18 protein-coding genes are annotated in these 17,334 nt (G+C 53.0%); all 18 read right to left on the minus strand.

The genetic code is table 11. The features are described 5' to 3' along the window. Positions 1-83: 83 nt before the first annotated feature. Complete coding sequence (gene spoIVB / locus IT084_RS03700; protein WP_313885412.1) at positions 84-1,301, minus strand: SpoIVB peptidase; 1,218 nt, start codon at positions 1,299-1,301, stop codon at positions 84-86. A 333-nt stretch (positions 1,302-1,634) separates the two neighbouring features. Further along, a complete protein-coding gene (gene recN, locus IT084_RS03705; RefSeq protein ID WP_195711226.1) occupies positions 1,635-3,314 on the minus strand; it encodes a DNA repair protein RecN in 1,680 nt (559 codons plus the stop codon). Between the two features lie 6 nt (positions 3,315-3,320). After that, positions 3,321-3,776, minus strand: coding sequence for an arginine repressor (argR, locus tag IT084_RS03710; RefSeq protein WP_195711227.1), 456 nt, complete (start codon positions 3,774-3,776; stop codon positions 3,321-3,323). After that, positions 3,773-4,369, minus strand: coding sequence for a class I SAM-dependent methyltransferase (locus IT084_RS03715; protein WP_195711229.1), 597 nt, complete (start codon positions 4,367-4,369; stop codon positions 3,773-3,775). Before IT084_RS03715 ends, argR begins: the two co-directional genes overlap by 4 nt. Beyond that, positions 4,359-5,228, minus strand: coding sequence for an NAD(+)/NADH kinase (locus IT084_RS03720; protein WP_195711231.1), 870 nt, complete (start codon positions 5,226-5,228; stop codon positions 4,359-4,361). The genes IT084_RS03715 and IT084_RS03720 overlap by 11 nt, the downstream gene beginning before the upstream one ends. A gap of 73 nt (positions 5,229-5,301) precedes the next feature. After that, complete coding sequence (locus IT084_RS03725) at positions 5,302-6,108, minus strand: TlyA family RNA methyltransferase (protein WP_195711234.1); 807 nt, start codon at positions 6,106-6,108, stop codon at positions 5,302-5,304. Positions 6,109-6,112: 4 nt separating this feature from the next. Further along, a complete protein-coding gene (gene dxs / locus IT084_RS03730) occupies positions 6,113-8,032 on the minus strand; it encodes a 1-deoxy-D-xylulose-5-phosphate synthase (RefSeq protein ID WP_195711236.1) in 1,920 nt (639 codons plus the stop codon). A gap of 33 nt (positions 8,033-8,065) precedes the next feature. Then, a complete protein-coding gene (locus tag IT084_RS03735) occupies positions 8,066-8,632 on the minus strand; it encodes a hypothetical protein (RefSeq protein WP_195711238.1) in 567 nt (188 codons plus the stop codon). Positions 8,633-9,487: 855 nt separating this feature from the next. Further along, complete coding sequence (locus tag IT084_RS03740; RefSeq protein ID WP_195711419.1) at positions 9,488-10,378, minus strand: polyprenyl synthetase family protein; 891 nt, start codon at positions 10,376-10,378, stop codon at positions 9,488-9,490. Between the two features lie 2 nt (positions 10,379-10,380). After that, on the minus strand, positions 10,381-10,608 hold the full coding sequence (xseB, locus tag IT084_RS03745; protein ID WP_195711240.1) for an exodeoxyribonuclease VII small subunit: 228 nt from the start codon (positions 10,606-10,608) through the stop codon (positions 10,381-10,383). A 146-nt stretch (positions 10,609-10,754) separates the two neighbouring features. Beyond that, positions 10,755-11,387, minus strand: a complete 633-nt coding sequence (locus IT084_RS03750) for a cyclodeaminase/cyclohydrolase family protein (protein ID WP_195711242.1) — start codon at positions 11,385-11,387, stop codon at positions 10,755-10,757. 19 nt (positions 11,388-11,406) lie between these two features. Further along, positions 11,407-12,258: a bifunctional 5,10-methylenetetrahydrofolate dehydrogenase/5,10-methenyltetrahydrofolate cyclohydrolase gene (locus tag IT084_RS03755; RefSeq protein ID WP_195711244.1), complete on the minus strand. Its 852-nt coding sequence runs from the start codon at positions 12,256-12,258 to the stop codon at positions 11,407-11,409. A 27-nt stretch (positions 12,259-12,285) separates the two neighbouring features. Continuing rightward, positions 12,286-13,485, minus strand: coding sequence for an exodeoxyribonuclease VII large subunit (gene xseA, locus IT084_RS03760; RefSeq protein WP_195711246.1), 1,200 nt, complete (start codon positions 13,483-13,485; stop codon positions 12,286-12,288). Positions 13,486-13,705: 220 nt separating this feature from the next. Next, positions 13,706-15,121: an NADPH-dependent glutamate synthase gene (gene gltA, locus IT084_RS03765; RefSeq protein WP_195711248.1), complete on the minus strand. Its 1,416-nt coding sequence runs from the start codon at positions 15,119-15,121 to the stop codon at positions 13,706-13,708. After that, positions 15,121-15,981, minus strand: a complete 861-nt coding sequence (locus tag IT084_RS03770; protein ID WP_195711251.1) for a sulfide/dihydroorotate dehydrogenase-like FAD/NAD-binding protein — start codon at positions 15,979-15,981, stop codon at positions 15,121-15,123. Before IT084_RS03770 ends, gltA begins: the two co-directional genes overlap by 1 nt. Before the next feature lie 149 nt (positions 15,982-16,130). Continuing rightward, positions 16,131-16,547: a transcription antitermination factor NusB gene (gene nusB, locus IT084_RS03775; RefSeq protein WP_195711253.1), complete on the minus strand. Its 417-nt coding sequence runs from the start codon at positions 16,545-16,547 to the stop codon at positions 16,131-16,133. A gap of 9 nt (positions 16,548-16,556) precedes the next feature. Beyond that, complete coding sequence (locus IT084_RS03780) at positions 16,557-16,775, minus strand: DUF2273 domain-containing protein (protein ID WP_195711255.1); 219 nt, start codon at positions 16,773-16,775, stop codon at positions 16,557-16,559. Positions 16,776-16,790: 15 nt separating this feature from the next. Beyond that, a complete protein-coding gene (gene amaP / locus IT084_RS03785; RefSeq protein WP_195711257.1) occupies positions 16,791-17,330 on the minus strand; it encodes an alkaline shock response membrane anchor protein AmaP in 540 nt (179 codons plus the stop codon). Positions 17,331-17,334 lie beyond the last annotated feature (4 nt).

Here is a 17,334-nt window from a genome sequence, read left to right on the forward strand (position 1 = left end):
CTTCGACGTGGAGGTGGGAATACCTTTAATTAATCTTAACTTTTTTGTTAAATTTTAACTTTTTTATGGTAAATAAATTGCATTTATCCTGCTTTCTTTTTAAAATTCTTATTTTTTAATAAGTTTACTTCCTTTAACATATTTTCAGCCAGTACCCCGTAACCCTTGGTGGGGTCGTTGATAAAAACGTGGGTTACAGCTCCCACCAGCATGCCGTTCTGGATAATGGGGCTGCCGCTCATTCCTTGGATTATCCCGCCCGTGCGTCTGATTAATTCTCTGTCGGTTACCTTGATTACCAGGCCTTTGTTCTGGTTGCCCGGCAAAACCTGCACTATCTGCACCGTAAACCTTTCTATTTTATCTTCATCGAGAACGGTTAAAATTTCAGCGGGGCCCTGTTTGATCTGGTAACTTAACGCCACGGAAACCGGTTTACTGTAATAGGGGTTTGTGATCACCGCTTTTTCCAGTTTGCCGAATATTCCATACCGGGTATTCTTTTCAATGGTACCGATAATATCACTTTCACCTTTAAACATCCCCATTTTTTCACCCGGTTCACCTTTCCGACCAGGGTGCAATCCTTTAACCGAAGCTTCTACTATTTTTCCGTTATATGTGCTGATCCTGCCGTCGTTTCCGTAGTTGCTGATCATATGCCCCAGCGCCCCGTACATCTTCGTTTCCGGCTCGTAAAACGTGAGCGTACCCACTCCGGCGGTGCTGTCCTTGACAAAAAGTCCGATGCGGTACCGGCCGGTTTCCCGGCATAATCCCGGTTTCACGCTAAGCTCTTTAATTTCATTTCCATGTTTGACTAATAAGTTGACTTTTTTTCCTTGCCTGCCACATTTATCGATCACTTGCTGAAGTTGATGTTCACCGGTAAGTTTTATGTTATTTACCCTTAGGATCAAGTCTCCTACGGAAATGCCGGCCTCCCGCGCGGGATTGATTTTTCCGGTTTCGGTTTTAACCGCCGCTTCCCCCACCACCATTACGCCTTCCGAATGTAATAGTACACCGATGGATTGCCCGCCGGGTATAACTTCTTCCGGCGCAACCACGTTTACCATCATCCGGTGAATGGGTATTAGTCCGAACAACTTTACCTGCATGTCCAGGTGTCCGGGTTTTAGAGCCACAGGCATTGTTTTTTCAGGATTAAAATTTAACTCTTTATAATAATTCCCGCCTACTGAAAAAATTTCACCCGGGGACCGCAAGTATACGCTTATATTTTCACGAATTAAACCGGGCAGCTTCAAACCCGCCGCTATACCATCGCCTACATGCACATACTGTCTTGCCGGAAGAAAATTAAGCCAGTAGGAGTGTAAACAGATTAAAAACATAAAAAAAGTAAATACTAGAATAAATGCTGTTGTCGAACGGCTGCGAATATTGTTGCGACTCAGGCTGCATACCTCCTTTAAAAATATTTAATTTTAATATCAGGTCTAATTTTAAATTGGCCTCGCCACCATTCAATTATTCGGCCCTGAAGTGCCGCTCTTTGGCATCACCAGAGCCATTGCGGGTTAGTGCCGGATTGTAACATATTGATAATAAAAGCAGGCAATAAAAAAACCGCATTTACAGCGGCTGTGTTAAAAATTGTTTTTTATGTATTAATTTTTCAGCATTTGACGCACATGCTGAACAAGATTTTCAGATTCCGCGTCCCCACCCATCATCCGGCTTAATTCCTTGATACGCGCCTCCCCGTCCAACCGGTATACGGACGTTACCGTTTTACCGTTTTGGGACGATTTTTCAATCAAGTAATGAGTTGAGGCGTAAGCCGCCACAGTGGCGGCGTGAGTTACACAGAGCACCTGTTTTTGACGGCCCAGTTGTTCCAGTTTTTCCGCCACGGCCTGCAATGTGCGTCCACCAATACCGGCATCCACCTCGTCAAACACCAGGGTACAGTATTCATCATTGCCGGCCAGGATGGATTTAACGGCCAGCATTACACGGGAGAGTTCTCCGCCCGAGGCGATTTTGGCCAGCGGCTTTAGCGGTTCTCCCTGATTGGGGGAAATCAAAAATTCAACCTTATTTTTGCCGGTGGGGCCGGGCTCAACGGCACCTACTTCCACGGAAAAACTTACGTTGTTCATTTCCAGGTCCCTGAGTTCTTTTTCCACCGCCCGGCTGAGCGCCGAAGCCGCCGCCCGCCTGGCGTCTTCCAGTTTTTGGGCCAATTCGTCGTATTGCCTGGCGCACCTGTCCACCAGCTCGTCGATACCGGCAATGCCAGTTTCCATTGACTCCAGTTCTTCCAGCTCACTGGCCAGGTTGTCGCGGTATGCCAGTATTTCCGGCAGGCTGTCCCCGTATTTTCGCTTCAACCGTTCAATCAACGAAAGTCTTTCCTCGATATAATCAAGCTCCTGCGGGTTTACTTCCACACTTTCACGGTAGGCGGCCAGTTCCCGTCCGGTTTCTTCCACCAGGCACAGGGCCGAGTACACATTTTCCAGGAAAGTTTTACCCGCGGGTATATACAAGGACAATTCTTCCAGGTCACGTTTTGCCTGGCCCAGCAGGTCCATAGCCGCGGGACTTTGACCGGTGCCGGTGTAAATGCGATGTAAAACCTGTTCGGCCAGCAATCTGATTCTTTCCGCATTGGCCAGCAGTTCGCGGCGGTTTTTCAGCTCTTGTTCATCCTCCCCGGCCAGCCCCGCCGCATCTATCTCCTCGATCTGGTATAAAATCATGTCCCTGCGCTGCTGCCTCTCCCTGCCGCCGGAGATCATTTCCTTACGGCGCCGGACATGGTTTTGCCACTCACGGTACGCGCGTTCCGTTTCCCGCCGCATATTTAATAAACCGGAGCCGCCGTAACTATCCAGCAGCAGCATCTGTTTTTCCGGCACCAGCAATGACTGTTGATCGTGTTGCCCGTGCATGTCAACAATTGATCCGGCAATTTCCCTGTAAACGCCCAGGCTGACGATGCGACCGTTGATCCGGCAGACATTGCGGCCCTGGCGGTTCAGCTCCCTGCTCATGATTAACAAGTTGCCGTCCTGGTCGCCGCAGTCAAGACCGTATTCCGACATCTTTTGCTTTACGTGGCTCAATTGGGAATAGTCAATGGTGACTTGTATCACCGCCCGGTCCCGGCCGGTACGGATCATTTCAGCCTGCGCCCGGCCGCCCAACGCCGCCCTCAGTGCCTCGAGCATTATGGATTTGCCCGCTCCGGTCTCACCTGTCAAGACGTTTAATCCCGGCCCGAATTCAATTTCATTTTGATCAACTAAACCAAAATCTTTTATGTACAGGGAAATCAGCAAGCCGTTTCACCTTCCCGACAAAGAAATGAGCTTTTTCTTGACGGCATGGGTAATTTTCTTGGGTTTAATTACCACCAGAATGGTATCGTCACCGGCCACGGTACCGATAATTTCCGGCCAGCCCGAATTGTCTATGGCGGAAGCCACACCCTGGGCCTCGCCCGGCAGCGTCTTGATAATGATCAGGTTCTCACTGTTATCGATGGAAACCACCGAATCCCTGAAAAATCTTTTCAACCGGTCACTGTTTCTCGGGTTAACCGTTTCACCGGCCGCGGCGTAGCGGGAACCGCCCGAATTGCCGGGAACCTTGACCAGGCCCAACTCCTTGATATCCCTGGATATGGTGGCCTGGGTGACCGAAAACCCGGCTTTTCGCAACGCTTCCGCCAGGCCCTCCTGGGTGCTGATATCCTGCTCTTTAATAATTTCCAGGATTTTTTTATGACGCCAGGTCTTCATTGCTTCACCCTTTCTATTAAAACCAAATATGGGGCCGAAGCCGGCCGGTTGAGAAACGATACCTTCAACGCCCCAAAAAGTTTCGGGTTCAAGCCGGCGGCCATTTGCTCCACAGCCCTGCTCTCTTCCCCGGCGCCCCGGTGACCGGTATATACAACCATACTGATTCTCCCGCCCGGCTTCAATAAATTAAAAGCTGCATTAACCGCCTGGAGCGTGGTTTCCGGTCTGGTTGTGATGCCGTGGTCACCACCGGGCAAATAACCCAGGTTAAAAATAAAGCCGTCCACCGGCCTGTTAATGTATCGTTCCATATGTTCGTGACCGGCGTGGATCAACTCAACCCTTTGATCCAACCCGGATTCTTTCAGCAATATGGCCGTGCTCTCCAAAGCCTCGCGCTGTATGTCGAACGCGTAAACCTTGCCGCTGTTTCCCACCGCCCCGGCCAAAAATAACGTATCTTTACCGTTGCCCGCCGTTGCGTCCACCGCCACGCTCCCTTCACGTAAAATCTCGCCCAAAAATTTTTGCGCCAAAAGGACGGCATTACCCCGCACACCGGCAAATTGAACCGGTAATTCATGAACCATTTTTTCCGTCCCCTTCTTTCAATTTTTCCCTCAGGATATCAAAAAAGGTTCGGTTGTTTAATTTGATAAACCTGGCACTGTGGGCCGCTTTTTTTACCTGAACCACATCTCCGTACTGCAACCGCATGCCGTGTTGGCCGTCCATGGTCAGCATCACTTCGCCCTGCCTGGAAAGCAAAGTGACCCTGACCTCGCTTTCCGAAGCGATCACCAGAGGCCTTGCCCAAAGAGCATGTGGACAGATGGGGGTTATTACCATTAGTTCCAGGCTGGGCACCACCAGCGGCCCCCCCGCGGAAAGCGAGTAAGCTGTCGAGCCGGTGGGAGTGGATATGATCACTCCGTCGGCATGGTAGGTGCTGAAGTGCTGCCCGTCCACCACCGTATCCAGGATGATCAGCCTGGCAAAAGCCCCCTTGGTGATTACCGCGTCGTTCAAACCTGTTACGGGTTCGTAAACACGGTCGCCCCTGATGACCTTCGCTTCCAGCATCATCCGTTCCTCAACGGTGTATTTCCCAGCCAGCAAGCATTCCAAGGCGTCGCCCAGGTTGGGAATTTCAACTTCAGTAAGAAAACCGAGGCGCCCGAGGTTAACTCCGAAAATGGGTACGCCGAAGGGTGCCGCCAGGCGCGCGCTGTACAACAGCGTACCGTCACCGCCCAGCACGATCAGGCAATCCGCCCGTTGCACCATTTCCTGGCGGCTGCAGCGAGTTACCGGCCTGTTGCCCGAATAAGGGCCTGCTTCATCCAGCAGCAGCGTAATGCCCCGGTTACCGAACCAGGCACAAATCTCGTCAATTAAACCGGCTATTCTTTCCCTTCCCAAATTGGACAGCAGACCGATAACCTTCAAAGCTCCGCCTCCCCGGAAAAATATGGTTGGATAATTTAAAACGCCGGCCCCGGTGCGGTGCCGTGTGGCGGCGTTAGCGCAAAGCAAGGTGGGCGGTTTCCACCGCGGAATCAATTAACCCGGTCAGATTATCCACGTTGCGGCCGGGCTTTTGAAAATGCAACAGGTATTCTACATTGCCCTCCGGTCCTTTCACCGGTGAATAATCCACGCCCAGGACGGCCCCGCCGGCATCCAGAACGGACAGGGCCACCTTGTGCAGTACCGCCCGGTGTATGCCCGGGTCCCTGACCACACCTTTTTTGCCGACATGTTCCCGCCCCGCTTCGAACTGGGGTTTTACCAGGGCCACCCCCTCGTAATTTTCCAGCAGGTAGTCCACCCTGGGCAAAACTATCACCAGTGAAATAAATGAAACGTCAATGGTGACAAAGTCGGGCAACCCGGACTTAAAAACATCTTTTTCCATGTAGCGGATATTGGTGCGTTCCAGTAAGTGAACCCGGGGGTCGTTGCGCAACGACCAGGCCATCTGCCCGTAGCCCACGTCCACCGCGTAAACCACGGCTGCGCCATGTTGCAGAGCGCAGTCGGTAAAGCCTCCGGTGGAAGCGCCGATATCCAGAACCACTCTCCCACGCAGGTCAATGTGGAAAACCTCCAGGGCCCTGGCCAGTTTAAGCCCGCCGCGGCTGGCGTAGGGCATTTTTTTACGGATGAAAATGTCCGCTGCCCTGCCGTCCACCTTTTGGCCGGGCTTGTCCACCACGGCGCCGTTAACTGTAACGTCCCCGGCCATAATTGCGGCCCGGGCCCTTTCCCTGCTGGGAAAGTGTCCCCTTTCCACCAGCAGCTGGTCAATTCTTTTTTTCTCCGTCACGGTTTCAAGATCCTCCACCCAGCCCGGCTATTTTTTTGCCGTTTACATTCCGCACGGCCAGCATCTGCAGCGCCGTATCCACCAGGTTTTCCACCGTCAGGCCGTATTTTTCACGGAGGATGGCCTGGCTGCCGTGTTCCACGAATGTATCCGGGATGCCCACGCACTTAACCTGAACATCCCTGGCGCCGGCCGACTGCAACAATTCCAGTACGGCGGACCCGAAACCACCGGCCAGAACGTTTTCTTCCACCGTGATCAACCGGCCGTTGCGAACGGCATACCCGGTGATGCAATCTGCGTCCAGCGGCTTGATGAAACGGGCGTTAATGACGGCGGCGGAAACACCATGTTCTTTTAGCATTCCCGCAGCCCGGCGAGCCACCGGCACCATATTGCCCACCGCCAGCAGGGTAATGTCTTTGCCGTCGTTGATAACCTCGGCTTTACCCACCGGTATTTCTGTTAATGCGGGGGATAAGGCCACACCGAGGCCCACCCCGCGCGGGTAGCGCAGGGCGCACGGCCTCCCTATTTGCAAAGCGGTATTCAGCATGTGCTGCAATTCGTTTTCGTCCGCCGGGGCCATTAACACCATGTTGGGAACAGAGCGTAAGAAAGAGTAGTCGAAAAGACCATGGTGCGTCGGGCCGTCGTTACCCACTATGCCTCCCCGGTCAACGGCAAAGACGACAGGCAAGTTTTGCAGGCAGACATCATGAATAATCTGGTCATATGCGCGCTGCAAAAAAGTCGAATATATGGCCACCACCGGTTTTAGACCCGAAATGGCCATGCCCGCCGCCAGGGTTACGGCGTGCTGTTCGGCAATGCCCACATCAAAAAACCGGTCGGGATATTTTTGAGCAAATTCACTTAAACCGGTTCCGCTGCACATGGCCGCGGTAATGGCGACAATGCCCGGGTCCTGTTCCGCCAACCGCACCAGCGTGCTCCCGAAGACCTCGGTGTAAGTGCTGATATCGCTTTTTTTCAGACTGTCTCCGGAGCTAATATCAAAAGGCCCGATGCCGTGAAACTTATCCGCCTTTTTTACCGCGGGTTCATACCCACGCCCTTTTTCCGTGATCACGTGAACAAGCACCGGGCCGCCCAGCGCTTTGGCCTGTTCAAAGGTATTCAGCATGGATGGGATGTTATGGCCGTCAATCGGCCCCAGGTAGGTAAACCCCAGTTCCTCGAAAATCATGCCCGGCACAACCAGATACTTCAGGCTGTCCTTTAATCGCTCGGCCACTTTCAGCACGGTGGAACCAATGGAGGGAATCCGGCGCAGCAGCTGTTCTATTTCTTCTTTACCTCTGGAATACTTGGGGTCGGTTCTAATTCGGCTCAAGTACCCCGACATGGCGCCCACATTGGGGGATATGCTCATCTCGTTGTCGTTAAGCACGACGATCAGGTCGGTCTTCAGGTGGCCGGCGTGGTTTAGTGCCTCAAAAGCCATCCCGCCCGTCATGGCCCCGTCTCCGATTACAGCCACCACGGAATGTTTTTCACCTTTAAAATCTCTTGCCAGGGCCATACCCAGGGCGGCAGAAATTGAAGTACTGCTATGCCCGGTGGCAAACGTGTCGTGCTCGCTTTCATCCGGGCGGGGAAAACCGCTTAAACCACCGTACCGCCTCAGGGTGTCGAACTGTTCCCTCCGGCCGGTGATCAGCTTGTGGACATAACTTTGATGGCCGACATCCCAAATGATTTTATCCCGGGGGGTCCGAAAAATCCGGTGCAGCGCCAGAGTCAATTCAACCACGCCCAGGTTCGGCGCCAAATGGCCGCCGTTTTGGGCAACGGTGGCGATAATTTTTTCTCTGATTTCTTCAGCCAGGTAATTTAGCTGGGCTACGGTAAGAGCCCTGATGTCCTGGGGGGAATTTATTCGATCCAGGTATTTGCCCAATGTTTCACCCTCATTCCAATTTAGCCCTGTATCTTATTTTTTAACCAGCTTGATGCCGGTTATACCGGAGAACGCCGCTATAACCCTGCCCACAAAAAAAATCACGTCGTTGGGCCGGCTCAAAGCGATTTTTTTCCCATATGCCTTGCCTCCCACGGTAAAAGCGGCTATGCAAGCTGTTATTATCATATTCAGCACAAACCTGTTTAGGTCCTCCCGGATGCTCATAATCTGAATCACCAACGCAATCCCAAGCGCACCGCTCACCGTACCCGCAATATCGCCAATCACATCATTGGTAATATTGGCTACCCGGTCGGCGTTGCGAATAAGAAATACCCCTTCCCGCGCCCCCGGTATCCGCTTGGAGGCCTTGGCGTGAAAGGGCGCTTCACTGGCGGCGGCAACCGATGTCCCGACGATATCCGCTAAAATGCCCAAAAGTATAATTATGATTAAAAATAAAAAAGATAATATTATGCTGTTGATGGTTCTAGCCAAAAATTCAGATAATAAAAAAAACAAGGCCGCGAAGGTAAAAGAAATAAAACCGACAAATACAATAAACTTGCCGGAAACAGTTGACTTGTTATTTTTCAAAGGGTTCACTCCGTTTAGGTGCAACAAATTTTTGAAGGAAATATGTATGCAGCAAGTGACAACGATACGGGTAAATGTTGTGGCTTAGGTCCAGCAGGTTTTCCCAATTCCGTACCAGCTGTCGCCATACCGGCGGTTTCCCTTTAAACGGAATTCCGGGACGTTGCCGCTTCCGGGGCTGGATTACCACTTAGACCACACTTCAATCCCCGTATCGTTCCGAACACTCGGATAGCCTAGGAGTTTTCCTCAACGGGAGTACCTTTTTTTAGCCTCTTTTGCAATGACGGTTTAAACCCGCAGCACATTGAGTAAGGGCCCGTATTCAATGTGCCGCTTGAAGGGCCTCCACCGGCATCACTCAAGGCAGGCTACACTGCACGCAGCTTTCCCCACGTGCAGGTTTTACCCCAAGCCATAGTTTTAGCATCAGCATTCCCACGCACTTGGGTCTCCACGGGGGCAGGGTCAACGCCCACATGCCATTGTAGATCGCCCCGCCCCCTTAACTCCCAGTACCGACCCCCGACTGGGCGTCAGCAGCCGGCACCAGGAACTTCATCGATGTGCCCTTGACGGATTTTTAGGCCCGCCTTCAAAAAAGGGTTCCCGACTAGGATACTACGTCACTTGCTTTTATAGTAAATATCGTCAGTGAAGAATTATAACACATTGTTCATTATGGTGGCAAACAGCCATTCCCACCGCGCAGGATGATTTACGGCCTGTTTTGATTCTTTTTGAACAAGGGCCGCCTTTTTATGACCCCGCGCTAATGCGTTTTGATTATAGCTATATTTAGGACTATTCGCCAGATGACAAAAATAATCACGGTTTTTACGCTGGTGATCACGTTTAGTGCTCCCTGGTTACGATAAACCGTACCAGCTCGCGCAGGAACTCAGCTTCGCCGCCCAGGGGCGCCAGGGCTTTCAGCGCCCGGTCCCCGGCCCGCCGGGCTTTCTCCCTCGCTTTTTCCACACCGTACAGCGCCGGGTAAGTGGCTTTCTGGTTTCTGATATCGCTGCCCACCGGTTTGCCCAGTTTTCTCTCGTCCCCTTCGATGTCCAGAATATCGTCAATAATTTGAAAAGCCAGGCCCAGGTTTTCGGCATAAATGGTAAGGAGATCAATTTGTTCGGCAGTGGCGCCGGATAAGATGGCCCCCGCCCGCACCGAAGCCCGGTACAGCGCGCCGGTTTTACGGGTGTGAATATATTCCAGCGTATGTTCATCTATTTCCTTTTCCGTGGATAATAAATCCACCACCTGCCCTCCGATCAGGCCCATTGTCCCGGCCGCCTCGGCGATTTCTTCAATAACCTTGACGGCCAGGTCGGGCTTTACCAAACCCGAACCGGGCAGCCGGGCCAGCAGGGAGAAAGATGCCGTGAGCAGCGCATCGCCCGCCAGGATGGCCATGGCTTCCCCGAAAACTTTATGGCTGGTGGGCTTGCCCCGGCGCAGGTCATCGTTGTCCATAGCCGGCAAATCGTCGTGAATTAGCGAATAGGTATGCAGCAGTTCAATGGCACAGGCCGCCGGCATGACGGCCTCCACATCGCCCCCCACCGCCTCGGCTCCGGCCAAAACCAGCGCGGGGCGCAGCCTCTTGCCGCCCGCAAACACGCTATACCGCATGGCCTCGTGAATGACCGGAGGATAACTATCGGCCGGAGGCAAATATTTATCCATAGCTTGATCTATTTTTTGGGCCCGTTTGGCCAGTTCCGCCTTAAAGTCCATCATTAAACATCCTCTTCCCGCACGAACGGGCTGCCGTCCTCGCTTTCCAGCAAAATGCCGATGCGTTTTTCCGCCTCTTCCAGCTGCCGGGTGCACTGTTTGGTAAGTTTAATTCCCTCGGCAAAAAGCTCCAGCGACTCCTCCAGCGGCAAGTTCCCCTCTTCCAGCCTGCCGACCAGTTCTTCCAGCCGGGCCAGGGCTTCCTCGAAGGACAAGTCTTTATTACTCATTATTGCCTGTTTAAACCTCCATATTTCTATTATTTTTACAATTATAATATATAATCAGTCAGGTGAAAACCAACGAAATCTTTAAATTGCCTGCGGCATGAGTATCCAAGAAAAAAAGAGGGCTTTTTCAGCCCCCGTGCATCGAATTACCTCATCCTCTCCTGCACAACCGCAACGGCCTTTTCCTTTAGTTCTTTGGCCCTGCTTACCAGTTGTTCTTTCTCCGCCACGATGTTTTTAACGTACTCTTCATCCTTGATCATCGGTATATTGATATCGGCGCTCAAAAGCACCGCGTTTAACGCCGCTTCACAGATATACGCCGCCACACCGGCGTCGCTGATGGCCATTTTGTTGCCGATCTTGGCCAGCCGGTCGGTTATCTCCAGTGCCTCCAGCAAAGTCCGGGCGATTTCCATGGGCGTGTCGGTGGCGGTTTTCAACGCTTTTTGCATCATTTCTTCCCGCCTGGCCTTTTCCTCGTCGGTATTCTTGGGCATGCGGTACACGTCCATGAACTTTCCGAACGCGGCAATGTCGGCCGAAACCAGCTTTTCCAGTTTGTTGATGATAAAGTAGGCCGCACCGGTAATTTCCTTGACTTCTGGCTCAACATCTTTGAACTTGGGTTTGCCGGCGGTGAGGTTGCCCACCATCGCCGTCATCGCCACTCCCAGGGAGCCGACCAGGGCCGATACGCTGCCGCCGCCCGGTGTGGGAGCGTCGGATGCCGACACCGCAACTACTTTACGAAATGGAAAATCGTAAATTTCGCTCACAATCTCACCTCTTCTTTATTTACTTTGATTGCAGTTTGATTGCTTTAAGCACGTTTTTCTGGATTAACACCGTAGTCAGGCTGCCGACGCCGCCCGGTACGGGGGTAATGGCTCCCGCCACTTCCTTGGCGTTTTCAAAATCAACATCGCCACAGATTCCGCCGCCTTCGGCGGGATTGATACCTGCGTCCACTACAACGGCCCCCGGTTTAATCATATCGGCAGTGATCATTTTGGCCCTGCCGACAGCGGCGATAAGAATATCGGCCTGCCTGGTATGGTAGGCCAGGTCAGCGGTCTTGGTGTGGCAGACGGTGACGGTGGCGTTCTGGTTGAGCATCATGAAAATCAGCGGCTTGCCCACTGTTTCGCCACGACCCACGATTACAGCGTTTTTACCCTTGATCTCAATCCCGGAGCGCAGCATCACTTCGATGCAGCTTTGCGGTGTAGCCGGAAACAGCCCCTCGCCGCCGCTTAAAATATAACCGCGGTTGATGGGGTGGGAACCGTCCACGTCTTTCTTGGGATCGACGGCTTCAAGCACGGTTTTCTTATCCATCCCCTTGGGTAGCGGCAATTCGATCATGATGCCGTGCACCTTGGGGTCCTTGTTCCAACCGTCAATTACGGCCAGCACCTCTTCCAGCGTGGAGGTGCCGGGCATGGTTTTTAGTTCAAAATCAATACCCACGTTGGCGCAGGATTTTTCCTTGGACCGGGCATAAACCACCGACGCCGGGTCATCTCCAACCAGAAGCACGTTTAGTTTGGGAACAATTCCTTTCGCCCTCAGATCGGCAACCTCGGCCTTTACTTCTTCCCTAATGGCGGCGGCAATGGCCTTGCCGTCAATTAATGTCGCAGCCATTAATTTACCTCCCCCTTGTAATAATTTTCAGTTTTTTATTTCCCTGACCGTACAGTCAAGTATCCCTCTGTACAGGTGTACAGTAACGGAGTCGCCTTCTTTAACCTGGCGCGCCTCGCGCAATAGCGCACCGTCCGGTCCGGATACGATGCAATATCCCCTGGCCAGCGTGGACAGCGGGCTTAAAGCGTTTAAACGCCCCGCCAAAAGGGCCAGGCGATTGCTGTTGTTTTCCACCGCCCCGCGGACAGCCCGGACCATTTGCCGCTCCCACAAATCAACCACCAGGCGCCGCTGGTCACAGATGCATTCCACCGGCCTGACCATGACCCGGCTGGAAACACAGCGCTCCAATCTTTGCCTTAAGCTTGCGGCCTGCCCCTGGAGACACCGGACCAGGCGAACCCGGTGCATATCGACGGCCCGTTTTACCTCCACCCGGTCGGGCACCGCTATTTCGGCCGCCGCCGAAGGGGTGGGCGCTCTTAAATCGGCCACCAGGTCCGCAATGGTATAATCCGTTTCATGACCCACCGCTGAAATTACCGGAATGCTTGAACCGGCAATGCTCCTGGCCACCGTTTCAGTGTTAAAAGCCCAGAGCTCTTCCAGTGAACCGCCTCCACGGCCAACAATAATCAGGTCCACACCGCGCAGTTGATTAAACAGGCTTATGGCCCTGGCCACCTCTTCCGGCGCAGTTTCCCCCTGCACTGTCACGGGCGCCAGGATAATCCGCGCCGCCGGCCAGCGGCGGCGCAATATATTCAGCATATCCCGAATCGCCGCGCCCGTGGGTGAGGTTATTATGCCGACACAACCGGGAAAACGCGGTAGCTTTTTTTTGCGACCGGGGTTAAACAGGCCCTCGGCTGCCAGTTTTTGCTTTAACTTTTCCAGCGCGGCAAAAAGGGCGCCTGCGCCATCGGGCTCTATTTCCTCGGCATACAGCTGGTACTGGCCGTCTCGCTCGAACACGGTGACGTAACCTCTAACCCGCACGGCCAAGCCATTTTCCAGGATACATTTGACATTTTTCACCCGGGAACGGAACATGACCACCCTAACGCAGGAATAACCATCTTTTAACGTAAAGTATACGTGCCCGGAGGAAGCTCGTTTAAAGTTGGAAATTTCCCCCTTCACCCACAGGTTGCCCAGCAAATAATCGCTTTCCAACAGTTCCTTGATCCGTACGGTCAGCTCCCGTACAGTTAAAACAGGCATAAGTTCCTCCAAGGTGCCTAAATTGGTCGTTGGTGGTCGGTGGTCGGTTTTTGCCCGGCGCCCGGTTGCCGGGGGCGGTCGCCGATTGCCCCCTGTTGATCGAAATATGACCATGCGTCTGGCGGAACCAGCAATTTCGCGAATTATTGATTGCAGCGCCAAGCGCTTATGGTAAGCGCCTGGCGCCGTATACACGTCTTGCTATGAATGTAAACTTTTCCTATTTATTCATAAGGTACTCATGGATGGATTTGGCGGCGGTACGCCCGGCTCCCATGGCCAGAATCACCGTGGCCGCGCCGGTGACCACGTCGCCGCCGGCAAACACACCGGGCTTGGAGGTGGCACCGGTTTCCAGATCGGCCACGATATTGCCCTTCTTGGTCAACTCCAGTCCCTTTGTGGTCCTGGGGACCAGCGGGTTCGGTCCCTGGCCGATGGCCACTACCACGGTATCCACATCCATGATATATTCCGATCCTTCAATGGGAACGGGACGGCGCCGTCCGGAAGCATCGGGTTCGCCCAGTTCATACTTGATACACTTCATGCCGGTAACCCAGCCGTCATCGTTGCTGAGAATTTCCACCGGGCTGGTCAGGAAGGCGAACTTGACGCCCTCTTCCTCGGCATGTTCCACCTCTTCCTTCCTGGCCGGCAGTTCCGTGTGGGAACGACGGTAGACAATCCAGGACTCTTCGGCGCCCAGGCGCAACGCAGTCCGGGCAGCGTCCATGGCCACGTTGCCGCCGCCCAGCACGGCCACTTTTTTGCCGATTTTAATCGGAGTATCCCAGTCGGGGAACATGTAGGCCTTCATCAGGTTGGTCCGGGTCAGAAACTCGTTGGCCGAATATACGCCGCAAGAGTTCTCACCGGGAATGTTCATAAAGTAGGGCAGGCCGGCGCCTGTGCCGATGAACACGGCATCGAAACCCTCTTCTTCCATCAAAGCGTCCACGGTGGTAAATTTACCGACCACGGAGTTGACCTCGATCTTGACGCCCAGTTTCTTGAGATTTTCCACCTCGGCCTGCACCACGGCCTTGGGCAGACGGAACTCGGGAATACCGTACATGAGCACGCCGCCCGCCACGTGCAGGGCCTCAAACACGGTTACCTCATGCCCAAGCTTGGCCAGGTCGGCGGCGCAGGTCAAGCCCGCGGGCCCGGACCCTACAACGGCTACCCTTTTGCCCGTGGGCGGAGCGACTTCCGGCACTTTAACACCGGTGGCAAGCTCCCAGTCGGCGCAGAAACGCTCGATCCGACCGATGCCCACCGGTTCATGTTTTTTACCCAGAGTGCAGTATTTCTCGCACTGGTTCTCCTGGGGGCAAACCCGGCCGCAGACGGCGGGTAAAGCGTTCTTTTCTTTGATCTTGGCGATGGCTCCGGCAAAATCGCCCGCAGCAGCCAGCCTGATAAAAGCCGGAATATCCACTTCCACGGGGCAGCCCTGGCGGCAGGGTTCCTTCTTGCACTGCAAGCAGCGATTGGCTTCGTCTATAACCGCTTCCCGGGAATAACCCAGAGCGACTTCATTAAAATTCCTGGCCCGTTCAACGGGATCCTGGGCCGGCATCGGGTTTTTCTTCGGTTTAATTTCTTTTTTCGGTTTACTGGCATCAGTCATTACTTAGCACCTCCGCATCCGGATCCGCACTTGCACTGGTGATGCTCCATAGCTCTTTGTTCTTCGGGACGGAAATAAGCCCCGCGGCGGCCCAACTCCAACCAGTCCACCTCGTGGCCGTCAAACTCCGGACCGTCCACGCATACAAACTTGGTGGCACCGCCCACGGACACCCGGCAGCAGCCGCACATGCCTGTGCCGTCCACCATCAAGGCGTTGAGGCTGACAATGGTTTTAATCCCGTATTCTTTAGTCAGGTTGCACACCGCCCGCATCATGGGCTGGGGGCCAATGGCCAGAACCATGGGGATATTGTCCTTGCCCCTTTCTTCGATAACTTCTTTCAGTACATCGGTCACAAAACCTTTACGCACGTAACTTCCATCGTCGGTGGTCACCAGCAGTTCGGAGCAGGCTTCCCGCATTTTATCTTCCCAGAACAGCAGGTCGCCGCTGCGGGCGCCGATAATGCCGATAACATGATTGCCAGCCGCCTTTAAATCCCTGGCGATGGGATGCACCGGGGCGATACCCACGCCGCCGCCAACGACAACCACCGGCCCGTCAAATTTCTCAATGTGCGAAGGCTCTCCCAGGGGGCCCACAAAGTCCTTGATGTAATCTCCCGCTTCCATTTGACCGAGCTGGGTCGTAGTTTTACCCACTTCCTGAAACACAATGGTTATGGTTCCTTTCTCCCGGTCATAATCCGCAATGGTCAGCGGAATCCTTTCCCCCTCTTCATGAATGCGGAGAATGACGAATTGACCAGCCTTGCAGCTTTTGGCAACTTTGGGTGCTTCAATGACGAATTGCTTGATTATTGGCGAGAATACTTGTTTCTCTAAAATTTTAAACATAAAACCCCTTAACCCTCCCCCAAGTTGAGATTTAGACAGAAAAAATCTAAATTATATATTTCGAGACCAAAGGTACTATTCCTGCTACTATTTCGGTAATGAACGAAATTTTAAAAATAAACCGGGCAAGATTTTACCCGGTTTATCCTTTAGTCTTTTACATGTTGTTTTTCCTTATGAACCACTGAGCTTAAGATGCCGTTGACAAATTTGCTTGATTTTTCACCACCATAGATTTTGGCCAGTTCGACGGCCTCATTGATGGATACGCTGTAGGGTATCTGTTCATCGAAAAGAATTTCAAACAGAGCCAGCCTGAGAATGTTCCTGTCCACCGCCGCCAGGCGTTCCAATTGCCAATCCCGGCTGAACCCGGCAATAACTTCGTCCAATTCCGGGAGCTTCGACGTAACTCCTTCAACCAGATACCTGGCAAATTCCATGTCCCGGTCCGCCACAACGAAATTTTCCTGTAAATATTTAAAGGCGGTTTCAACTTCAACTTTTCCCACGTCAACCTGGAATAAAACCTGCATCGCCGATTCCCTGGCCTGCCTTCTTCCCATAACCAACCGTCACCTTTCCCCGAGAAACCGTAGAATCCTGTCCTTGATATCCACCCGGTCGTCCAGTTGCTTGCCCACCAGGTACCCCAGGAACACAAAAACAATAATAAACAACGTTTTAAAAAAACCCCAAAAGATAACCGAAAGGCTAAACAACAGACCTGCCAGTGCACCTAATATCTTGCCCCGGTGGGTAATGATCCATTCCAGGAAAAGGTGATTCTCCATGTTCCAGGTCACTCCCTACTCAACCCTGGTTTTGCGAATAAAGAAACTTTCCACCGCCACCTGTACCTCATTAACGGCGATGCCCACTACGTTATATATTTTATCCTTGACCAGCCGCTGCATATCTTCCGAGAGCGAGGGAATATTGACGTCCGGCGCGACGATCACTTTCAGGATGATATTAATGCCCTGGGGCAGCGCCTCCACCCTGGCCCGGGCTTCTTTAACGCCCTCGACGGAAGAAACTGTTTTTTCAGCCAGCGATTCAACGGCCGGTAGGGACACGCGAACCTGCCCCAGGCTCCGCTCATGCACAATGGCCTGTTTTCTTTTCGGCCGCTCAACCCTGATTCCCTTCCAGAGCAACCAAATTCCCATGATCACATACACTGCCAGTAAAGCCCAGAGGATTTCCCTGTTTTCCGGCAAAAACGCTTCCCGCCCCAGTCGCAACAACAGAGCTTGCCAACCCGCCATAAACGCCGCCGCCGCCAGGAAAAGCAGGGTCAGGGTCAGCGTGTAGATTACTAATATCCCTCGATCAAAGGGCCCCATGCAT

The organism is Desulfallas sp. Bu1-1 (assembly GCF_015594625.1).
Lineage (GTDB): Bacteria > Bacillota > Desulfotomaculia > Desulfotomaculales > Desulfallaceae > JADNRQ01.

What these genes read in the sequence shown, in the direction of transcription:
- argR (WP_195711227.1), bottom strand. Translation starts at nt 3,776, where the DNA reads ATGAAGACCTGGCGTCATAAAAAAATCCTGGAAATTATTAAAGAGCAG.
- IT084_RS03715 (WP_195711229.1), bottom strand. Translation starts at nt 4,369, where the DNA reads ATGGTTCATGAATTACCGGTTCAATTTGCCGGTGTGCGGGGTAATGCC.
- IT084_RS03740 (WP_195711419.1), bottom strand. Translation starts at nt 10,378, where the DNA reads ATGGACTTTAAGGCGGAACTGGCCAAACGGGCCCAAAAAATAGATCAA.
- xseB (WP_195711240.1), bottom strand. Translation starts at nt 10,608, where the DNA reads ATGAGTAATAAAGACTTGTCCTTCGAGGAAGCCCTGGCCCGGCTGGAA.
- IT084_RS03755 (WP_195711244.1), bottom strand. Translation starts at nt 12,258, where the DNA reads ATGGCTGCGACATTAATTGACGGCAAGGCCATTGCCGCCGCCATTAGG.
- xseA (WP_195711246.1), bottom strand. Translation starts at nt 13,485, where the DNA reads ATGCCTGTTTTAACTGTACGGGAGCTGACCGTACGGATCAAGGAACTG.
- gltA (WP_195711248.1), bottom strand. Translation starts at nt 15,121, where the DNA reads ATGACTGATGCCAGTAAACCGAAAAAAGAAATTAAACCGAAGAAAAAC.
- IT084_RS03770 (WP_195711251.1), bottom strand. Translation starts at nt 15,981, where the DNA reads ATGTTTAAAATTTTAGAGAAACAAGTATTCTCGCCAATAATCAAGCAA.
- nusB (WP_195711253.1), bottom strand. Translation starts at nt 16,547, where the DNA reads ATGGGAAGAAGGCAGGCCAGGGAATCGGCGATGCAGGTTTTATTCCAG.
- IT084_RS03780 (WP_195711255.1), bottom strand. Translation starts at nt 16,775, where the DNA reads ATGGAGAATCACCTTTTCCTGGAATGGATCATTACCCACCGGGGCAAG.
- amaP (WP_195711257.1), bottom strand. Translation starts at nt 17,330, where the DNA reads ATGGGGCCCTTTGATCGAGGGATATTAGTAATCTACACGCTGACCCTG.